18 protein-coding genes and 1 pseudogene are annotated in these 17,723 nt (G+C 64.2%); 10 read left to right on the forward strand and 9 right to left on the reverse strand.

Annotated features, from left to right (window positions below; genetic code table 11):
* The first annotated feature begins 80 nt into the window (after window positions 1–80).
* Window positions 81–1,115 (forward strand): proline racemase family protein, encoded by a 1,035-nt coding sequence (locus tag C1A35_RS02135; RefSeq protein WP_104662706.1) that lies wholly within the window; start codon window positions 81–83, stop codon window positions 1,113–1,115.
* Window positions 1,116–1,293: 178 nt separating this feature from the next.
* Here C1A35_RS02135 and C1A35_RS37180 read toward each other — a convergent pair whose 3' ends face one another.
* Window positions 1,294–1,632 (reverse strand): tetratricopeptide repeat protein, encoded by a 339-nt coding sequence (locus C1A35_RS37180; protein WP_337441988.1) that lies wholly within the window; start codon window positions 1,630–1,632, stop codon window positions 1,294–1,296.
* Window positions 1,609–2,154 (reverse strand): annotated as a pseudogene (locus C1A35_RS37185) (sel1 repeat family protein); the annotation flags it as partial. The gene C1A35_RS37180 and the pseudogene C1A35_RS37185, both read right to left, overlap by 24 nt.
* 191 nt (window positions 2,155–2,345) lie before the next feature.
* Here C1A35_RS37185 and C1A35_RS02150 point away from each other — a divergent pair.
* A complete protein-coding gene (locus tag C1A35_RS02150; RefSeq protein WP_104662708.1) occupies window positions 2,346–2,990 on the forward strand; it encodes a FecR family protein in 645 nt (214 codons plus the stop codon).
* Window positions 2,991–3,050: 60 nt separating this feature from the next.
* Here C1A35_RS02150 and C1A35_RS02155 read toward each other — a convergent pair whose 3' ends face one another.
* Both C1A35_RS02155 and C1A35_RS02160 read right to left on the reverse strand, forming a co-directional pair.
* Window positions 3,051–4,913 (reverse strand): CHASE2 domain-containing protein, encoded by a 1,863-nt coding sequence (locus C1A35_RS02155; RefSeq protein WP_104662709.1) that lies wholly within the window; start codon window positions 4,911–4,913, stop codon window positions 3,051–3,053.
* A 5-nt stretch (window positions 4,914–4,918) separates the two neighbouring features.
* Window positions 4,919–5,623, reverse strand: a complete 705-nt coding sequence (locus C1A35_RS02160) for a Crp/Fnr family transcriptional regulator (RefSeq protein ID WP_104662710.1) — start codon at window positions 5,621–5,623, stop codon at window positions 4,919–4,921.
* A gap of 264 nt (window positions 5,624–5,887) precedes the next feature.
* On the opposite strand from C1A35_RS02160, the gene C1A35_RS02165 reads away from it, so the two are divergent.
* Entirely contained in the window at window positions 5,888–6,310 is a 423-nt protein-coding gene (locus C1A35_RS02165) for a DoxX family protein (protein ID WP_104662711.1), read from the forward strand.
* Window positions 6,311–6,366: 56 nt separating this feature from the next.
* Here C1A35_RS02165 and C1A35_RS02170 read toward each other — a convergent pair whose 3' ends face one another.
* Both C1A35_RS02170 and C1A35_RS02175 read right to left on the reverse strand, forming a co-directional pair.
* The gene (locus tag C1A35_RS02170; RefSeq protein WP_104662712.1) at window positions 6,367–6,795 is read right to left on the reverse strand and encodes an RbsD/FucU family protein; all 429 of its coding nucleotides are present in this window, start codon (window positions 6,793–6,795) and stop codon (window positions 6,367–6,369) included.
* Window positions 6,795–8,027: an ROK family transcriptional regulator gene (locus C1A35_RS02175; RefSeq protein WP_104662713.1), complete on the reverse strand. Its 1,233-nt coding sequence runs from the start codon at window positions 8,025–8,027 to the stop codon at window positions 6,795–6,797. Before C1A35_RS02175 ends, C1A35_RS02170 begins: the two co-directional genes overlap by 1 nt.
* 345 nt (window positions 8,028–8,372) lie before the next feature.
* Between C1A35_RS02175 and C1A35_RS02180 the strand changes: the two genes are divergently transcribed.
* The 7 genes from C1A35_RS02180 to C1A35_RS02210 all read left to right on the forward strand — a co-directional run bounded on the left by C1A35_RS02180 (window position 8,373) and on the right by C1A35_RS02210 (window position 15,055).
* Window positions 8,373–9,398 (forward strand): sugar ABC transporter substrate-binding protein, encoded by a 1,026-nt coding sequence (locus C1A35_RS02180; RefSeq protein ID WP_104662916.1) that lies wholly within the window; start codon window positions 8,373–8,375, stop codon window positions 9,396–9,398.
* 197 nt (window positions 9,399–9,595) lie between these two features.
* A complete protein-coding gene (locus C1A35_RS02185) occupies window positions 9,596–10,681 on the forward strand; it encodes an ABC transporter permease (protein ID WP_104662714.1) in 1,086 nt (361 codons plus the stop codon).
* Window positions 10,681–11,463: an ATP-binding cassette domain-containing protein gene (locus C1A35_RS02190; RefSeq protein WP_104662715.1), complete on the forward strand. Its 783-nt coding sequence runs from the start codon at window positions 10,681–10,683 to the stop codon at window positions 11,461–11,463. Before C1A35_RS02185 ends, C1A35_RS02190 begins: the two co-directional genes overlap by 1 nt.
* A complete protein-coding gene (locus tag C1A35_RS02195) occupies window positions 11,460–12,080 on the forward strand; it encodes a nucleoside triphosphate hydrolase (RefSeq protein ID WP_104662716.1) in 621 nt (206 codons plus the stop codon). Before C1A35_RS02190 ends, C1A35_RS02195 begins: the two co-directional genes overlap by 4 nt.
* A gap of 199 nt (window positions 12,081–12,279) precedes the next feature.
* Window positions 12,280–13,317 carry a dihydroorotase gene (pyrC, locus tag C1A35_RS02200; protein ID WP_104662717.1) on the forward strand — a complete coding sequence of 346 codons (1,038 nt, stop codon included), beginning with the start codon at window positions 12,280–12,282 and terminating at the stop codon, window positions 13,315–13,317.
* A 27-nt stretch (window positions 13,318–13,344) separates the two neighbouring features.
* Window positions 13,345–14,037 (forward strand): orotate phosphoribosyltransferase, encoded by a 693-nt coding sequence (locus C1A35_RS02205; RefSeq protein ID WP_043618867.1) that lies wholly within the window; start codon window positions 13,345–13,347, stop codon window positions 14,035–14,037.
* A 91-nt stretch (window positions 14,038–14,128) separates the two neighbouring features.
* Complete coding sequence (locus tag C1A35_RS02210; RefSeq protein WP_104662718.1) at window positions 14,129–15,055, forward strand: carbohydrate kinase family protein; 927 nt, start codon at window positions 14,129–14,131, stop codon at window positions 15,053–15,055.
* Between the two features lie 8 nt (window positions 15,056–15,063).
* Here the strand turns inward: C1A35_RS02210 and C1A35_RS02215 are convergent, their stop codons facing one another.
* The 3 genes from C1A35_RS02215 to pgi form a co-directional block, all read right to left on the reverse strand.
* On the reverse strand, window positions 15,064–15,279 hold the full coding sequence (locus C1A35_RS02215) for a helix-turn-helix domain-containing protein (protein WP_104662719.1): 216 nt from the start codon (window positions 15,277–15,279) through the stop codon (window positions 15,064–15,066).
* A 3-nt stretch (window positions 15,280–15,282) separates the two neighbouring features.
* Window positions 15,283–15,837 (reverse strand): DUF2975 domain-containing protein, encoded by a 555-nt coding sequence (locus C1A35_RS02220; protein WP_104662720.1) that lies wholly within the window; start codon window positions 15,835–15,837, stop codon window positions 15,283–15,285.
* 145 nt (window positions 15,838–15,982) lie between these two features.
* Window positions 15,983–17,608 carry a glucose-6-phosphate isomerase gene (gene pgi / locus C1A35_RS02225; RefSeq protein ID WP_104662721.1) on the reverse strand — a complete coding sequence of 542 codons (1,626 nt, stop codon included), beginning with the start codon at window positions 17,606–17,608 and terminating at the stop codon, window positions 15,983–15,985.
* Window positions 17,609–17,723: the final 115 nt, after the last annotated feature.

Below are 17,723 nucleotides of genomic sequence, written 5' to 3' on the forward strand. Positions count from 1 at the left end.
GGAAAGCGCTATGGCAGGCGCATCTGATATATCAGCCATGATCGCCGCTTTGGCCATGGCAAGCGAGGTGGAGAAACGGCATGCGGTGGAAGCGCACGATCCAGTTGCTGGACATTCATTGCGAGGGCGAGATCGGCAAGGTCGCGATCGGCGGCGTGCCGAAGATCCCGGGCAACTCGATCGCCGAGCAGCTCAACCATATCAACACCGTCGACGACAGCCTGCGCCGGTTCCTGTGCCTGGAGCCGCGCTCCGGCTCGATCGGCTCGGTCAATCTCCTGGTGCCGGCGAAGCGGCCGGAAGCCGATGCCGGCTTCATCATCCTGCAGGCCGATCAGGCGCACGCCATGTCCGGATCGAACTCGATCTGCGTCACGACCGCGCTCTTGGAATCCGGCATCATCGAGATGAAGGAACCGGAGACCGTCGTCATGCTCGACACCGCCTCCGGCCTCGTCAAGGCGACCGCCACCTGCCGCGACGGCCGCTGCGAAAAGGTGAAGCTGACGATGGTGCCGTCCTTCGTGCATGAACTCGACGTCGAGGTCGACACGCCGAAGTGGGGCAAGATCAAGCTCGATCTCTGCTATGGCGGCATTTTCTATGCCCTCGTCGACGTCGGCCAGATCGGCACCACGATCGACAAGGCGAACGCCCGCGAGATCGTCGAAGCTGGCATGATCCTGAAGGATATCGTCAACCGCACCATCCCGGTCGTCCATCCCGAGATCCCCGAAATCAAGGGCGTCGCCTATGTGATGTTCCGCGATGTCGAGGCCGACGGCACGATCCGCACCTGCACGACGATGTGGCCGGGCCGCGTCGACCGCTCGCCCTGCGGCACCGGCAGCTCGGCCAATCTGGCGACGCTACATGCGCGCGGCAAGGTCAAGGTCGGCGACGTACTGAAGTCGCGCTCGATCATCGGTTCGGAATTCGAAGTCGGCCTCGAAGGCGTAACGACGGTTGCCGGCCGCGAGGCGATCATCCCGACGATCGCCGGCCGGGGCTGGACCTTCGGCCTGCATCAGGTGGCGCTCGATCCCTTCGATCCGCTCGCCGACGGCTTCGCGCTGACCGATACCTGGGGACCGCAGGCGGGCGAGATCCGCTAAAGCAATTCCAGGAAAAGTGCGAAGCGGTTTTCCGTTCGGAATTGCGAGGTATCAAGCCAAGTCCAGGAAAAGTGTGTAGCGGTTTCCGTCCGGACTTGCGGCACTGTCTTGCAAACGAAAACGCGGGCCGAAGATCATGGGATCTCCGACCCGCGTGGCCCTTGGGAGGCGTGTTCGGTTACTTGATGCGGCTGGCCTTGGGGAGCATGGCTGTCTCAAACCCATCGCTTACGCTGAGTTCGGCGAGCTTCTGGCCGGCAAACGCATCGCCTTCATTGGCGGCCTTGCGGAAGATTTCCCGTGCCGCCGGGACGTCCTGCTTGATGCCTTCGCCGTTCTCGAGCATCAGGCCGAGATTGACCATGGCATCGACATTGCCGCGCTCTGCGGCCAGCCGGTAGAACTTGGCGGCCTTGCCATTGTCTTCCGGCACCAGCTTGCCCTCGTCCAGGAGGACCGCAAGGTTGAAAGCCGCGACGTCGTCGCCGGCAAGCGAGGCCCGCTCGAACCATTCCAATGCCAGCGCGCCGTTGACCGGGGTCCCCATGCCGTCGCGATAGGAGACGCCGAGATTGTAGGCGGCAAGGATGTTGCCGGCGGCGGCGGCCTTCTGGTTCAGCGCGAATTCGGTTGCCGTGTCGCCCTCTTCGCCGACGAGAACGGCATAATTGGTCATCGCCAGCGCATGGCCATGGTCGGCGGCTTCGCCGAGGATGCGCTGCGACTGGATCTTCTGCCCGGCCTTGTCGAGGACGCGGGCGAGCTGGAACTCGATGCGCGCGCCACTCTTCTGGTTATAGGCCTCGCGGCAGGCGGAAAGCGCGACGCCGATCTTGATGTCCTCGGTGGCAACCGCCGGGAAGGTCTGGTTGCGCTGCAGGTCGAAGATGCTGCCTGCCTCGCGGTCGCAGATTTCGGCGGCGGAAAGGTCGGCGGCGCGGGCTGAAGGAAGAGCGATGGCAGCAACCGCCAGCAGGCTGACGACAGCCAGAAAAACAGCGTTGATGATGCGGGTGCCGGATGCGCTGCGGTTTTCCATGATGCTCTCCCATGTCTTGACGATGAAGTTATTCGTGCCCGCCGGGTTCGGCTGTTCCGGCGGGAACAGCCCGGTGGCGGAAGCTCTGGCGAAGTGAGGCAAGATCGTCGCGCGGGCCTTCGAGCCGGCTTGCATCCGGGCCTGTCGGGGCTATCCTCGTATGGCGGCAACGCACAAACGGGAGAGAGACAATGGAAAACCGTGCAGCGCCGACGCAAAAGATGCTGGTGAGCCGGCGTGCCGTCGTCGGCGGCCTGTTGCTGACGGCGGTCGGCGGCGGTGCCGTCCCCTCCCGGGCAAGTCCGGCGCTTGGCGAGGCAACGGAGGTCCGCGGCGATGTCCGGCTAAGGCAGCAGAAAAAGGACGGGCCGCTCGCCGTTGGCGGTCAGCTTTTCGAGAACGACCGTGTGCACACGAACGCCGAGAGTTTTGCAACCTTGCAGCTCGGCTCGGATACGCGCGTGCTCTTGGGCGCTGAAACCGACCTGCTTGTCGATAGCTTCATCGCCGGGCAGGGCGGCACGCTCGAACTCGGAACCGGCCGCATGGTTTTCGATCGGCCGGAAGGCCTTCCCAAGGTCGACGTCGCCGTGCGCACCGCTTTCGGCATGATCGGGGTGCGGGGCACCAAGTTCTTCTGCGGTCCGAGCCGGGCCGCCTTTGCCGTCTTCGTCGAACATGGCAGCGTCTCGGTCGAGCGTGGCGGTGTCAGCCGGATTGTCGCTGCGGGGCAGGGGGTGGAGTTTCATCATCGCGGTGATGCCCCGAGCGAGCCGGTCGATTGGGGCGAGGCGCGCATCAAGGAAGCCTATGCGAGCGTCGGCTTGGCCCGCTGATTTGGCGCCGGACCGGCGTTGTGCGAAGCCGCGCGTGCAGTCGGAGTGAGATCCGCCGCCTCAGTCAGCCACCGTGAACAACTCCATCGTCGCAAAGCCGCGGATCTCGTGGCTGCCCAGCGGGCGTAGCGGCTGTTTGCTTTCCGCGGCGGCGGCGGGCCCGATACAGATCGCCGTGCCGAGAAACTTGTTGGCCTCCTGGAGGCGCGCCGCCAGGTTGATCGCATCGCCGTGGGCCGTGTAGTCGAGCTTGCCGCCGGCGCCGACTTCGCCGACGACGGCCGGTCCGGTCTCGATCCCGATCCTCGTGCGGCCGAAACCGTTGGCGGCGAACTGCGGGCGCCTGCGCATCTCCTCCGTCAGCGCGTGGATCGCCCTGGCGCAATCGATGGCCCTGTCGACGTGCTGAGGCAGATCCTCAGGCGCGTTGAAGAACGCATGCACCGCATCGCCCACCACCTTGTCGACCATGCCGCCATGATCGGCCACCAGCGCGTTGACTTCGGCGAAATAGATGTCGAGCAGGGCGATGAGGTCCCGTGGCTTCAGCCGTTGCGATAATGTGGAAAAGCTCTCGATGTCGGTGAAGAGTGCGGTCACCTGGCGCTCCTCGCCACCGACGCGGGCAAGCTCCGGATTGTCGATGTAACGGGCGACGACCGATTGCGGCAGGTACTGCGAGAACTTCTGCCGGGCCGTGGCTTCGGCGCGCCGCACCCGGGCAAATTGCAGCAGGCTCGTGACAGCGAGGACGGCAACGAGCGCCACGGAGATGCCGACGGCATCGATGAGCCAGCCGCTGCCATCGTAGATGAGGGCGGCGGCGGCAATGGCGGTGGCGACGGCTGAAAGGCCGAGTGCGGCCGATGTCAGTGGGCGCAGGCGGGTGGCGGCAAAGGCGACGCCGATGCCGGCGACAAGCGCGGCCGCGGCTTCGGCAAGCGGCAGTCGGCCGTCGCGCTGCGGGATGAAGCCGGTCAGGACCGCGTTGGCGATGTCGGCATGGATCTGCACCGAGGGTTCGAGCGGCATGGAGGCGCTCGGCCTGAGGCCTCCGAGGCTCGGCAGGCTGCTGCCGATCAGCACGAGTTTGCCGGCGAAGCGCTCGGCAGAAGCCTTGCCGGACAAGACGTCGGCCGCCGAAACCGTGCGTTCGCTGAGCCGTTCCGGCGGGCTGGCGATGAAACGCAGGCTTCCGGTGTCGTCGAGTAAGATCGTCTGCCCGTCGATGCGCACCCAGGCCGGCTGGCCACCGAGGATCGGCGTGCCGCCGCCCCGCATCAGCCGCGTCGCTTCGATTGCCAGCGTCGGATAGGCGTCGTTGCCGAGGATGGCATAGGCCTGGGCCCGGCGTATGCGCGCATCCTCGTCGCCGACGAGAAACGAGGCGGCCGCCGCGCTCGCCTGATCCATGAAGGCAGGGCACGAGGTCTCGGCGCCGTCGAGGAACCAGAGTTCAGGCGCGGTGAAGGGGCGGCTGAGCGCCAGCGGTGGTACCGGACGCGGCCGCTCCTGCACCGTATCGGCAACGAGGAAACCGAGAACGACGGCGGTCTTCGAGAGCGCGTCGGTAAGCGCCGGGTTGCCGTCGAAGTCGCGGTTGCAGTCGGCGCTGAAGACGAAATCGACGGCAATCACCTTGGCGCCGGCCTGAGCGAGCCGCGACAGCAGGTCGGCGGTTGCCGTCCGGTCCCATTCGCCCGATGGGCGCGACTGGTGGGCCTGCCGGTCGATATCGACGACGACGATGTCGGGCGACCGGGGCGCCGGAACCCATTGCGTCAGGCTGTCGAAGAACAGTTCGCGCTGTGTCTCGAACAGCGGTCCGGCGTAGAAATAGAGCGCGATGGCCGCAAGCAGGCTCGTGAGGCAACCGCCGGCGAGCGGCGTGAAGCGCAAACGCCGGCGCGGCTCAGCGGCCATGCGGACTAGTCCTCCTCGGGGTCGGCGATGCTCTGCAGGCGGCCGACCTTGCAGGCGATGATGCCTTCGTTCCGCTTGATCGCGCCGCTCTCCTCCAGCCATTGGATGGCGCGGTTGACCTTGGGCCGGCTGGCGCCGAGCACGCCGGCGATGTCCGTCTGGCTCATCGTCAGCCTGAGATTGGCGCTTTCCGGCAGTTCGTTGCCGTGGATCTGCCGCAGCGTCGCGAGGAAGAAACGCGCCACCCGGGCGTTGAGGTCGTAAAGCGCGATGGTCTCCAGCCGCTCGGTCGTGTCGCGAAGTTGGGCACAGAGGAAACGGATGACCGCTTCGGCCGCCTCCCGGCGATTGGTGACGATGTCGAGGAAAGCCTTCTTGCCGATCACGTAGCCTTCGGACGCGGTCATCGCCGTCGCATCGGCCGAACGGGTCTGGCCGTCGAGCACCGCCATCTCGCCGAAGATCGCGCCTGCTTCATGCTGGCGCAGCATCAGTTCGCGCCCCTGCGGGGTTATCAGCGAAAGCTTGATGCGCCCGGAAGTGACGACAATCATGTAATTGCCTTCGTCGCCGCGCTGGAAGATCACGGTGCCGGCCGGCCATTTCCTGTAGGTTGCGATATCGGCAAGCTCGGCAATCGAGCTCTTGTCGAATTCTTCAAAGATCGGAAACGAGCGCCAGAATGTCGGGCTCCGGTTGATTTCGTTCATGTCATGCCCCCGCGCGGCGTTCCCCAGCCGCGCCGAAATTCTTCGCGCAGCCGCTTCGTTGTTGCAACAGAAAAGAACAAGGCACTGCCGATGTGGTTCCGTATTCCCTTGCGGTTCTGCGTCGAGAATCCGCCGACGGACGGTTGACGATGCGCCGTCGGCGTTTCATTTTTGTGAACGATCTGTCGCTTGCGGAGCGGCTAGATGATTTTGAGAATGCTGATACTTCTGTTGCCAACAACCGTTTCTCTACAGGAGCCTTCCATGCCTCAGAATGTTGTCGTCCTCGTCGGACGCGTCCTGCTCTCCATCATGTTCGTCATGTCCGGTTTCAGCAAGCTGATGGATCCCTCGGGCACCGCCCAGATGATCACCGGCGCCGGCTGGCCGGCCGCGACCGCACTTGCTTACCTCGCAGGCCTCTTCGAACTCGTTGCCGGTATTGCCGTTATCGTCGGCTTCCAGACGAAGATTGCCGCCTATCTGCTCGCGGCCTTCAGCCTGGTCACCGCTTTCGCCTTCCACAGCGGCGCGATCAACATCCCGAACTTCCCGCCGGAAGCCAATGGCCTGCTCACCGTCTTCAACGGTCTGATGATGATGAAGAACATCGCGATCGCCGGCGGTTTCCTGGTGCTCGCTGCCTTCGGCCCCGGTGCCCTGTCGGTCGACAAGCGCGGCGCCTGAGCCCGGTCTTTCCGCCATCATAAGGGCCCGCCGTCGATCGGCGGGCCTTTCGCGTTTCAGGGATAGATGACGCCCTTGCGCAGAATGACATTGCCGTAAAGACGGGGCTCGCTGGTCTGGACCACCGTGTGGGCGGCCTTGACGCGCGGATAGAAATCGGCGCCGAGCAGCGGCACGACGCGGCGGTTCGGCTCATGCCGGCCGCAACAGGCGACGATCTCGCGATGCACCGGGTCGAGCGCGTCCAAGTCCTGCTTGACCGTGGCGCGGAAGATCGCCTCGGGGACGAAATCATCGATCGGCAGCACGCTCAGGATGGCGTCGAGCACCGGGATCAGCAGATGCCCGTCGAGCCGGACGAGACGGCGCGCATGCTCCTGGCCCGGATAGTTGCCGTCGACCAGCGCGATCTCGTCGCCATGGCCCATGGCTCTCAGCGTTGCGAGCAGCTCGGGGCTGAGGATCGGGTTCAGGCCTTTCAGCATCAGCCGAGCTCCTTGAAGAGAACATTGGTGTCGAGCAGGTAGCGGGAAAAGAGCGGCAGGCTCGCGCCGCCGATGGCGCGGGCATGGCTGCCGACCATGCCTTCCACCAGTTCGGGAATGGTTACGCCCTGAAGGTCGAGGTCGTGGAGCGCCTTGCGCGTGGCGCCAAGCAGCCGCGCCCGCACCCAGGGCGGGAAGCCGCCGTCGATGACGACGGCCGAGAAGTCGACGATCGAAACGGCGGAAACGACCGCCTGGGCGAGGGCCGCTCCGCAATCGTCGATCCAGATGTCGAGCGGTTCGCCGAAGTCGATCCAGTCGTCGGCCGAATACCAGAGCGGCCGCGGGTCGATGCCGCGCTCGCGCAGCAGGTTTTCAAGTACGAAGACCGAGGCGATCTTGAGCAACTGGATGGTCTTGCCGTCCTTGCCCGAGACCGGCAGCGGGCCGACGGCGCCGGCGGTCCCCGTTCGTCCGGAGAAGAGCGCGGAGTTCAAGACGACGCCGCCGCCGATGAACGAGCCGATGTAGAAATAGACGAAATCCGGATAGCTGGCGCCGACGCCGAAGGCGAGTTCGGCGCCGCAGGCGCTGGTACCGTCGTTCTGCAGGAAGACCGGATAGGTGGTGCGGGCCGCGACTGCCGCCTGCAGGTCGACGTCGCGCCACTTGTTCATCTCTTCGCGCGGCGCGCCCACTTCCTCCGCCCAGTTCCACAGCTCGAAGGGGGTGGCGATGCCGATGCCGGCAATCCGCTTGCGCTGGTCGGGGTTAAGCTGCTGTTCGAGTTTCGCCATGCCCGAAATGATGAAGTCGACGAGATCGCCGGGCAGCGGATAGGGATGGACATGGTGCAGATGCAGCCGGATGGTGCCGACGAAATCCATCAGCACCAGATCGGCGCTGCGTCGGCCGATCTTGACGCCGAAGGAAAAGACCGCGTCCGGATTGAGCCGCATCGGCGTCGAGGGTTGCCCGACCTTGCCCCTGATGGGGTCACCCTTGACCAGAAGGCCGTCGCTCTCGAGCGCCCGCATGATCACCGAAACGGTCTGCGCCGAAAGGCCGGAGCGCCGGGCGATGTCGGCCTTGGAAAGGCCGCCATGGCGCCGGACCAGCGACATGACGAGCCGCTCGTTATAGGCGCGCACGCGGGTCTGGTTCGCCCCGCCGCTCGGGTCGATGACCTCAGGTTGGCTCGGTCCCCGATCGGGACCGTCTGTCAGTGACATGCCACCGTCTCCTCCCGTTGGCATTGGATCATGAATGGAGCGGGATCAGGGTTGAAAACCGCATGTGTGTTTCCTCATCCCGTCCGCTGCCCGCTTGGCGCAGGTCTCTTGTTTCCACTTGTCGCGGCTCTGTCAATTTGATGCGCGCCCCAATCCTCCGCCGGAGCGGCGCCATCCCAAGAATGCCACATCGAAATAATAATTCAATTTGATTTATTTATTGACACCCCGGAAATTTAGTGTTTGTTTTTGTCTCGGAAGCGCCAATTGCAGCGGAGGAGAATGCTGCGGCGGCGTGGCCTGGGCCGGTCCGCCGGCACGATTTTCAATCCTTGGGAGGATTTCATGAAGAAGACTGTTCTTTCCGCAGCCTTTGGCGCGCTGTCGCTTGGCGTCGTCTTCGCCGCGCCGGCGCAGGCCGCCGATGTCGGTGCCTGCCTGATTACCAAGACCGACACCAACCCGTTTTTCGTCAAGATGAAGGAGGGCGCGACCGCCAAGGCGCAGGAACTCGGCGTGACGCTGAAGGCCTATGCCGGCAAGATCGACGGCGACCATGACAGCCAGGTGGCTGCGGTCGAATCCTGCATTGCCGATGGTGCCAAGGGCATCCTGATCGCCGCCTCCGACACCAAGGCGATCGTCGATCAGGTCAAGAAGGCGCAGGAAGCCGGTCTGCTCGTGATCGCGCTCGACACGCCGCTCGATCCGGCAACCGCTGCCGACGCGACCTTTGCCACCGACAACCTGCTTGCTGGCAAGCTGATCGGCCAGTGGGCCGCCGCCACCATGGGCGATGGCGCCAAGACCGCCAAGATCGGCTTCCTCGACCTGACGCCGTCGCAGCCAACGGTCGACGTTCTGCGCGACCAGGGCTTCATGATCGGCTTCGGCATCGATCCGAAGGATCCGGCGAAGATCGGCGACGAGGATGACCCGCGCATCGTCGGCCACGACGTCACCAACGGCAACGAAGAAGGCGGCCGCAAGGCGATGGAGAACCTTCTGCAGAAGGACCCTGAGATCAACGTCATCCACACGATCAACGAGCCGGCCGCCGTCGGCGCCTATCAGGCGCTGAAAGCCGTCGGCAAGGAAAAGGACGTGCTGATCGTCTCGGTCGACGGCGGTTGCCCGGGCGTCAAGTCGGTCGCCGAAGGCGTCATCGGCGCGACCTCGCAGCAGTACCCGCTGATGATGGCGGCTCTCGGCATCGAGGCGATCAAGAAGTTCGCCGACACCGGCGAAAAGCCGAAGCCGACCGAAGGCAAGGACTTCTTCGACACCGGCGTTTCGCTCGTCACCGACAAGCCGGCCGCCGGCGTTGAATCGATCGACGTCAAGGTCGGCACGGAGAAGTGCTGGGGCTGATCGCCGCCACGCTTCGAACGCATGAGCCAGTCACCGAAGGGCGGCCCCGGCCGCCCTTCGCGTAAGCGCCGATGTCTTTGACAAGGCGATGAAAACCGCGCAGCTTTTAAAGAGTGCTATTGCCCGCGTCTTGGTGGGCGGGCTGTGCACGACGCCATCGCAACCCCTTGGGAGTGGGGTTCACGGGAGGAAGGTCCATGGGCGAGCCCAACACAGCCGCACAGCCATCCCAGGAATTCGAAAAAGTCCTGGTCAACAGTTCGACGCAGGTCGCGTCGTTCGATACGCATGACAAGACAGCGGTCCAGAAGATCCAGCATTTCCTGCATTCGACCCCGGCGGCCGTGCCGTTCATCGTGCTGGTCGCGGCGATCCTGATCTTCGGCATCGCGATCGGAGGCAAGTTCTTCTCGTCCTATACGCTGACGCTCATTCTGCAGCAGATCGCCATCGTCGGTATCCTCGGTGCCGCACAGACGCTGGTGATCCTGACCGCCGGCATCGACCTTTCGATCGGTGTGATCATGGTGCTTTCGGCCGTCATCATGGGCAATTGCGCCGTGACCTACGGCCTTCCCGCCCCGGTCGCGATCTTCCTCGGCTTCGTCGTCGGCGGTGCCTGCGGTTTCCTCAACGGTTTCCTCGTGTCCCGGGTCAAGCTGCCGCCGTTCATCGTCACGCTCGGTACCTGGTACGTGATCATGTCGACGAACTTCATCTATTCGGCCAATGCGACCATCCGTGAGGCGGACGTCACGGCCGTCACCCAGATGCTCCACGTCTTCGGCGTCAGCTTCAAGGTGGGCTCCGCCGTCTTCACGCTCGGCGTGGTGATGATGGTCGTTCTGGTCTTCGGCCTCTGGTATGCGCTCAACCACACTGCCTGGGGACGACATCTCTATGCGGTCGGCGATGACCCTGAAGCGGCAAAGCTCTCGGGTATCCGCACCAGCCGTGTGCTCTTGAGCGCCTATACGCTCGCTGGCCTGATCGCGGCGCTTGCCGCCTGGGTCTCGATCGGCCGCAACGGCTCGATCTCGCCGTCTGCCGCCGTCACCGACTACAATCTGCAGGCCATCACCGCAGCTGTCATCGGCGGCATCTCGCTCTTTGGCGGCCGTGGTTCGATCCTTGGAACGCTGATCGGTGCCATGATCGTCGGCGTCGTTTCCATGGGGCTCAACATGATGGGCGCCGATCCGCAGTGGAAAGTGTTCCTCACCGGCGTCTTGATCATCACCGCCGTCGCAATCGACCAATGGATCAGAAAGGTAGCAGGCTGATGGCTCAGGAACCCATTCTCACCGCCCGCGGTCTCGTCAAGCGCTACGGTCGCGTCACCGCCCTCGACCATGCCGACTTCGATCTCTATCCGGGCGAGATCCTCGCCGTCATCGGCGACAACGGCGCCGGCAAATCCTCGATGATCAAGGCGATCTCCGGCGCCGTCACGCCGGACGAGGGCGAAATCAGGCTGGAGGGGCAGCCAGTCCACTTCCGTTCGCCGATGGACGCACGCTCCGCCGGCATCGAGACGGTCTACCAGAACCTGGCGCTGTCGCCGGCGCTGTCGATCGCCGACAACATGTTTCTCGGCCGCGAGATCCGCAAACCCGGCCTCATGGGCAAGCTGTTCCGCACGCTTGATCGCTCGGCGATGGAACAGAAGGCGCGGGCAAAGCTCTCCGAGCTCGGCCTGATGACCATCCAGAACATCAACCAGGCGGTGGAAACGCTTTCGGGTGGCCAGCGCCAGGGTGTTGCCGTGGCGCGGGCTGCAGCCTTCGGCTCCAAGGTGGTGATCATGGACGAGCCGACAGCGGCACTCGGCGTCAAGGAAAGCCGGCGCGTGCTGGAGCTGATCCTCGATGTGCGCTCGCGCGGACTGCCGATCGTCTTGATCTCGCACAACATGCCGCATGTGTTCGAGGTGGCCGACCGCATCCACGTTCACCGTCTCGGCAAGCGGCTCTGCGTCATCAATCCGAAGGAGCACACGATGTCGGATGCGGTCGCCTTCATGACCGGAGCGAAGGAGCCGCCGCGCGAGGCGCTTGCGGCATGAACGTCGAGCCGATCGTAAGCGAGATCCTGAAACGGGCGGCCGGTGCTGCCCGTTTCGTCGTCGCCATCGCCGGACCGCCGGGCGCCGGCAAGTCGACGCTGGCCGGGGCGCTGGCCGAAACCCTGGTTGCCGGCGGCGAAAGGGCGGCAGTACTGCCGATGGACGGCTTCCACATGGACAATGCCGTTCTTGAGCAAAAAGGTCTGCTCCCACGGAAGGGGTCGCCGGAGACCTTCGACGTCAGGGCGTTCCTTTCGACGGTCGCCGCGGTGCGCGACAATGACGGCGAGGTGCTGGTACCGGTCTTCGACCGCTCGCGCGAGATCGCGATCGCTTCCGCCCGCATCGTCGCGCCCGAGACGCGCATCATCCTGGTGGAGGGCAACTATCTGCTGCTCGACGAGGCGCCGTGGGACAGGCTCGAAGGCGCTTTCGATCTCTCGATCTTCATCAATCCGGGCATCGAGGAATTGGAGCGGCGGCTGCTGCAGCGCTGGTACGATCACGGCTATGACGAGCAGGCGGCGAAGCGCAAGGCATTCGGCAACGACATCCCGAACGCGCATCGCGTGGTCGAGCATCAGCGGCCCGCAGATCTGGTGCTGACGGATTTCTGAGCGATGGTCGGATTGCGGATTGTGTTTCCGGGGGCATTGGTGTTATCGAGACGCGGTTCCACCACATGAGTAACCGCCCGCTACCCGCGCACCCGCCGGCTCGCAAAGCTGCGCGCGCGGATCGGGCGCGAGCACCGGAGAGGGATACTTTTAGCGGTTATCCGCCCGCATCCCGCTCCGACCTAGGAGAACGCTGACCATGCAAGACCTCGTTATCCGCCGCCCGGATGATTGGCACCTTCACCTGCGCGACGGCGACATGCTGAAGGGCGTAATCGCCGACACCAGCCGTCATTTCGCCCGTGCGATCATCATGCCCAACCTGGTGCCGCCCGTCGTCACGACCGCGGACGCTGCCGCCTATCGCGATCGCATCCTCGCGGCTGTTCCCGCCGGTGATCGGTTCGAGCCGCTGATGACGCTCTATCTCACCGCAGGTACCAATCCCGACGATGTCGAAGCCGGTCACAGCAGCGGCCTCGTCAAGGCGGTCAAGCTCTACCCGGCGGGCGCGACGACCAACTCGCACAGCGGCGTGCGCAACATCGACGAGGCGATGCCGGTGCTGGAGCGCATGGCGAAGATCGGCCTGCCGCTCTGCGTGCATGGCGAGGTCACGAGCTCCGATGTCGATATCTTCGATCGCGAGGCCGTGTTCATCGAGACCGTGCTCGACCCCCTGCGCAAGCGCCTGCCGGAACTGAAGGTGACGATGGAGCACGTCACCACCAAGGACGGCATCGACTATATCAAGGGTTCCAAGGCGAACCTCGCCGGTTCGATCACCACCCATCACCTGATCATCAACCGCAATGCCATTCTGGTTGGCGGGATCAAGCCGCATTACTACTGCCTGCCGGTCGCCAAGCGCGAAAGCCACCGCCTGGCGCTGCGCGCGGCCGCCGTCTCCGGCGACAAGCGCTTCTTCCTCGGAACGGACTCGGCCCCGCATGTCGACCCGCTGAAGGAATGCGCCTGCGGCTGCGCCGGCATCTACACCTCGATCAACACCATGAGCTGCCTGGCGCATGTGTTCGAGGAGGAAGGCGCGCTCGACAAGCTCGAAGCCTTCGCTTCGCTGAGCGGTCCCGCCTGGTACGGCCTGCCGGCCAACGCGGACACGATCACGCTCAGGAAGCAGGCCGAAGCGGTCATCTATCCGAAGAAGATCGAGACCGGCGCCGGTCCGGTCACCGTTTTTGATCCGATGTTCCCGCTGCACTGGGCCGTCGTCTGATCGCCTGAGAATTTGAAGGAGAGATTGATGTTTTCCAACGCGTTCACCGACAAGGCCGTGATGGCCGAGCTGGTCGCCAAGATGCTCTGGGAGATCAAGGCCGTGCACTTCAGCGCCGACAAGCCCTACAAGCTGTCGTCCGGCATGGCGAGCCCCGTCTATATCGACTGCCGCAAGCTGATCTCCTATCCGCGCATCCGTTCGGCGGTCATGGATTTTGCTGCAGCGTCGATCCTGCGCGAAGCCGGCTTCGAGAAGTTCGACGTGGTTGCAGGCGGCGAAACCGCCGGCATTCCCTTCGCCGCCATGCTTGCCGAACGTCTCGGCCTGCCGATGATCTATGTGCGCAAGGCGCCCAAGGGCCACGGCCGTAACGCCCAGATCGAGGGCCACATGCCGGAAGGCGCCCGCGTTCTCGTCATCGAGGACCTGACGACGGCTGGCGGTTCGATGTTCAAGTTCATCGATGCCATTCGCGCCGCCGGCGGCATCGTCGATCACGGCATTGCGCTCTTCTACTACGACATCTTCCCGGAAGCGGTCGGCGAGATGAAGGGCAAGGGCGTCGACCTGCACTGGATCGCCACCTGGCGCAATGTGCTTGCGGTCGCCCGTGAGCAGAAGCTCTTCGACGAGAAGACGCTCGGCGAAGTCGAGGCCTTCCTCAACGCGCCGCTCGCCTGGTCGGGCCGCAACGGCGGCGTGAGCGCCCTTGCATGATCTCTGACGGGGCCCCGGTTCGGCCGGGGCCTCGCAACTTCTGAGCTTTCGTTTTTAAATCGATTGAAATTCTATCGAGGAGGAGAAGCCGATGATCGTATGTTGCGGTGAAGCGTTGATCGACATGTTGCCGCGCGACACGACCGCAGGGGAAAGCGCCTTTGCGCCCTATGCCGGCGGCGCGATCTTCAACACGGCCATCGCGCTCGGCCGTCTCGGCATCCAGACCGGCTTCTTCACCGGCCTCTCCGACGACATGTTCGGCGATATCCTGCGCGAGACGCTGAAGGCGGCGAATGTCGATTTCGGTCCGTGCGCGACCCTCTCGCTGCACACGACGCTCGCCTTCGTCAAGCTTGTCAACGGCCATGCGAGCTACGCTTTCTTCGACGAAAACACCGCCGGCCGGATGATCACGGCGGAGCATCTGCCGGCGCTTGGCGATTTCTGCGAGGCGCTGCATTTCGGCGCGATCAGCCTGATCCCCGAGCCCTGCGGCTCGACCTATGAAGCCTTGATGACGCGCGAACACGAAAAGCGGGTGATCTCCTTCGACCCGAACATCCGCCCCGGCTTCATCAAGGACAGGGACGCCCATCTCGCCCGCATGAACCGCATGGCGGCGATGTCCGATATCATCAAGTTCTCCGACGAGGACCTCGCTTGGTTCGGCATGGAAGGGAGCCACGACGCGCTTGCCGCCGAATGGCTGGCGCGCGGACCGAAGCTGGTCCTGATCACCAAGGGCGCCGACGGCGCCGTCGGCTACACAGCACGCCACAAGGTCGAGGTCGCCGGCGAAAAGGTCACGGTGGTCGACACGGTCGGCGCCGGCGACACCTTCGATGCCGGCGTGCTGGCGTCGCTGAAGCTTGCCGGTCTTTTGACCAAGGCAGACCTTGCCGATCTCAGCGAGACGGCGGTTCGCAACGCTCTGGCGCTGGGCGCCAAGGCAGCCGCCGTCACCGTTTCGCGTGCCGGCGCGAACCCGCCGTGGAAACACGAAATCGGTCTCTGAGCCTTTTCCTACTCTTCCGGCTCCGGGCGGTATTCCAGGATATCGCCCGGCTGGCAATCGAGCGCGGCGCAGATCTTCTCCAGCGTATCGAAGCGCACGCCCTTCACCTTTCCCGATTTCAACAGCGAGATGTTTTGCTCGGTGATGCCCACCTGCTCGGCGAGGTCGCGTGAGCGGACCTTGCGTTTGGCCAGCATGACATCGAGGTTGACGACGATCGGCATGCGCTAGACGAAGCCCCTGTTCTCCGCCTCGACCTCCGACGCGATGACCATCACGTGGCCAAGACCGACGACGAGGCCGGCCATCAACAGCACGATCATGGTGCCGCCATTGATGTCGAAGACCACCGCATGGCCCGTTTCGCCCGGATTGTCGTAGGTGACGGCGAGGATGCCGATCCCGTTGCTGACGGTCATGCAGAGCGCGCCGGCGAGGGCGGTCAGCCCCACCCGGCGCAGCAGAACGCCATTGCGGCCGGAGAGGATCTCGCCACGCTGGAAGCTGTCGAAAAGCTGCCAGGCAAAGGCGAGGCCGGCGATGATGAGCGCATTGTTGATGGCCGTCAGGAAGATGACCGTGGCGATGGCGCGGTAGGAAAGGGTGATCGCTGCCATGCGGGGGAAGACGACATCGCGAATGCCCTGCTCGAACCCTTGACGGTCGAAAAGGATCTGCCAGTGCATGTAGACGATGGCGGAACAAAACAGCGCGCCACCCAAGACGATCATGACCTTCATGAAGCGGCTGAGCTTGCGCAGCCTCCTGGCGGCGTCCGTCATAGAGAATCCCCTATCGGTTGACTTGGATTTTTATCGTAAAACGATAAATAATTCTCGTCAATCGCGATTCCGGTGCCGGCCTGCGCTCTGCGGCTGGGGAGAGGGCGAAAGGCGCGATCCGCGCCTTTCGCCTCAGCTGTTTGATTTAACGGGCCGCCTTCAAGAGGGCTGCCACCAGGCCCGCCGTCGATGAATCGTGGCCGGCGGCGCTCTCCTTGCCTTCGACGACAGGCAGCAGACCGGTTGCCAGTTCCTTGCCGAGCTCGACGCCCCACTGATCGAAGGAGTTGATGTTGAAGAGCGCGCCTTCGACGAAGACGCGGTGCTCGTAGAGCGCGATCAGGCGGCCGAGCGCAAAGGGATCGAGCTGGTCGTACACGATCGTCAGCGACGGACGATTGCCGGTGAAGACCCGGTGCGGGGCGATCTTGTCGGCCTTGGCCTCGGCCATGCCCTTGGCGGTGAGCTGCGCCTTGGCTTCAGCCAGCGTGCGGCCCTTCATCAGCGCCTCCGACTGCGCCAGGCAATTGGCGATCAGCAGTTCGTGCTGGTGACGCAGGTCCTTTTCATGGCCGTTGGCGGCGATCATGAACTCGGCGGGAATGATGTCCGTGCCCTGGTGGATGAGCTGGTAGAAGGCGTGCTGGCCGTTGGTGCCGGGCTCGCCCCAGACGACCGGGCCGGTCGAATAGTCGACCGGCGTGCTGTCGAGCGTCACCGCCTTGCCGTTCGATTCCATGTCGAGCTGCTGCAGGTAGGCGGGGAAGCGCGACAGGCGCTGGTCGTAGGGCAGGATCGCGCGCGACGGGTAGCCGAGCACGTTGCGGTGGTAGAAGCCGAGGAGGCCGAGCAGAACCGGAATGTTCTGCCGGATCGGCGCCGTGCGGAAATGCTCGTCGATGGCATGGCCGCCATCGAGGAAGCGGCCGAAATTCTCCTTGCCGACGGCGATCATCAACGGCAGGCCGATTGCCGACCAGATCGAGTAGCGGCCGCCGACCCAATCCCAGAAACCGAAGACGCGCGCCTCATCGATGCCGAAGGCGGCGACCTTGTCGAGTGCGGTCGAAACGGCGGCGAAGTGGTGGCCGACGGCGGCCTCGCCGAGCTTGTCGGCGATGAAGGCGCGCGCGGTCGCCGCATTGGTCATCGTCTCGATGGTGGTGAAGGTCTTCGAGGCGATGATGAAGAGCGAGGTTTCCGGGTCGACCAGTTTCAGCGTATCGGCGATATGGGCGCCGTCGATGTTGGAAACGAAGTGGAGGCGCGGACCGTCATGGAAGGGCGCAAGCGCCAGCGTCGCCATGACCGGGCCGAGGTCGGAGCCGCCGATGCCGATGTTGATGACGTCGGTGATCTTCTTGCCCGTGGCACCCTTGAGTGCGCCGGAGCGGATGCCGTCGGCAAAGGCGCCCATGGCGGCGAGCACGCCGTTGACGTCGGGCATCACGTCCTTGCCGTCGACGAGGATAGGGCGGTTGCCGCGGTTGCGCAGCGCCGTGTGCAGTACGGCGCGCTCCTCGGTGATGTTGATGATGTCGCCGCGGAACATGGCGTCGCGCTTCTCCTCGACTTTTGCCGCCTTGGCGAGCGCCTCGAGGCCATCCAGCACCTTGTCGTTGACGGCGCATTTCGAATAGTCGAACAAGAGATCGCCGAGCGTGGTGCTGAAACGCTGGAAGCGCCCGGCGTCGCTGGCGAAGGCCGCGCGGATATCGGTTGCGTTGGTCTCGGCGGCAGTTGCTTTGAGTTGGTCGACAAGCGCTTTCATCGCGGGGCTCCTTGGTCGGACAGGGGTGTCGGACAATCGCCTGCGTAGCTATTCGCTTTAAGTGGACCAAATCAAGACTGGAAAACCGCCAAAGCGGCGGTTTTCAGGATTTTTT

Origin of the sequence: Ensifer adhaerens (assembly GCF_002940685.1) — a bacterium.
In the GTDB taxonomy this organism is placed as follows: Bacteria; Pseudomonadota; Alphaproteobacteria; order Rhizobiales; family Rhizobiaceae; genus Ensifer; species Ensifer adhaerens_E.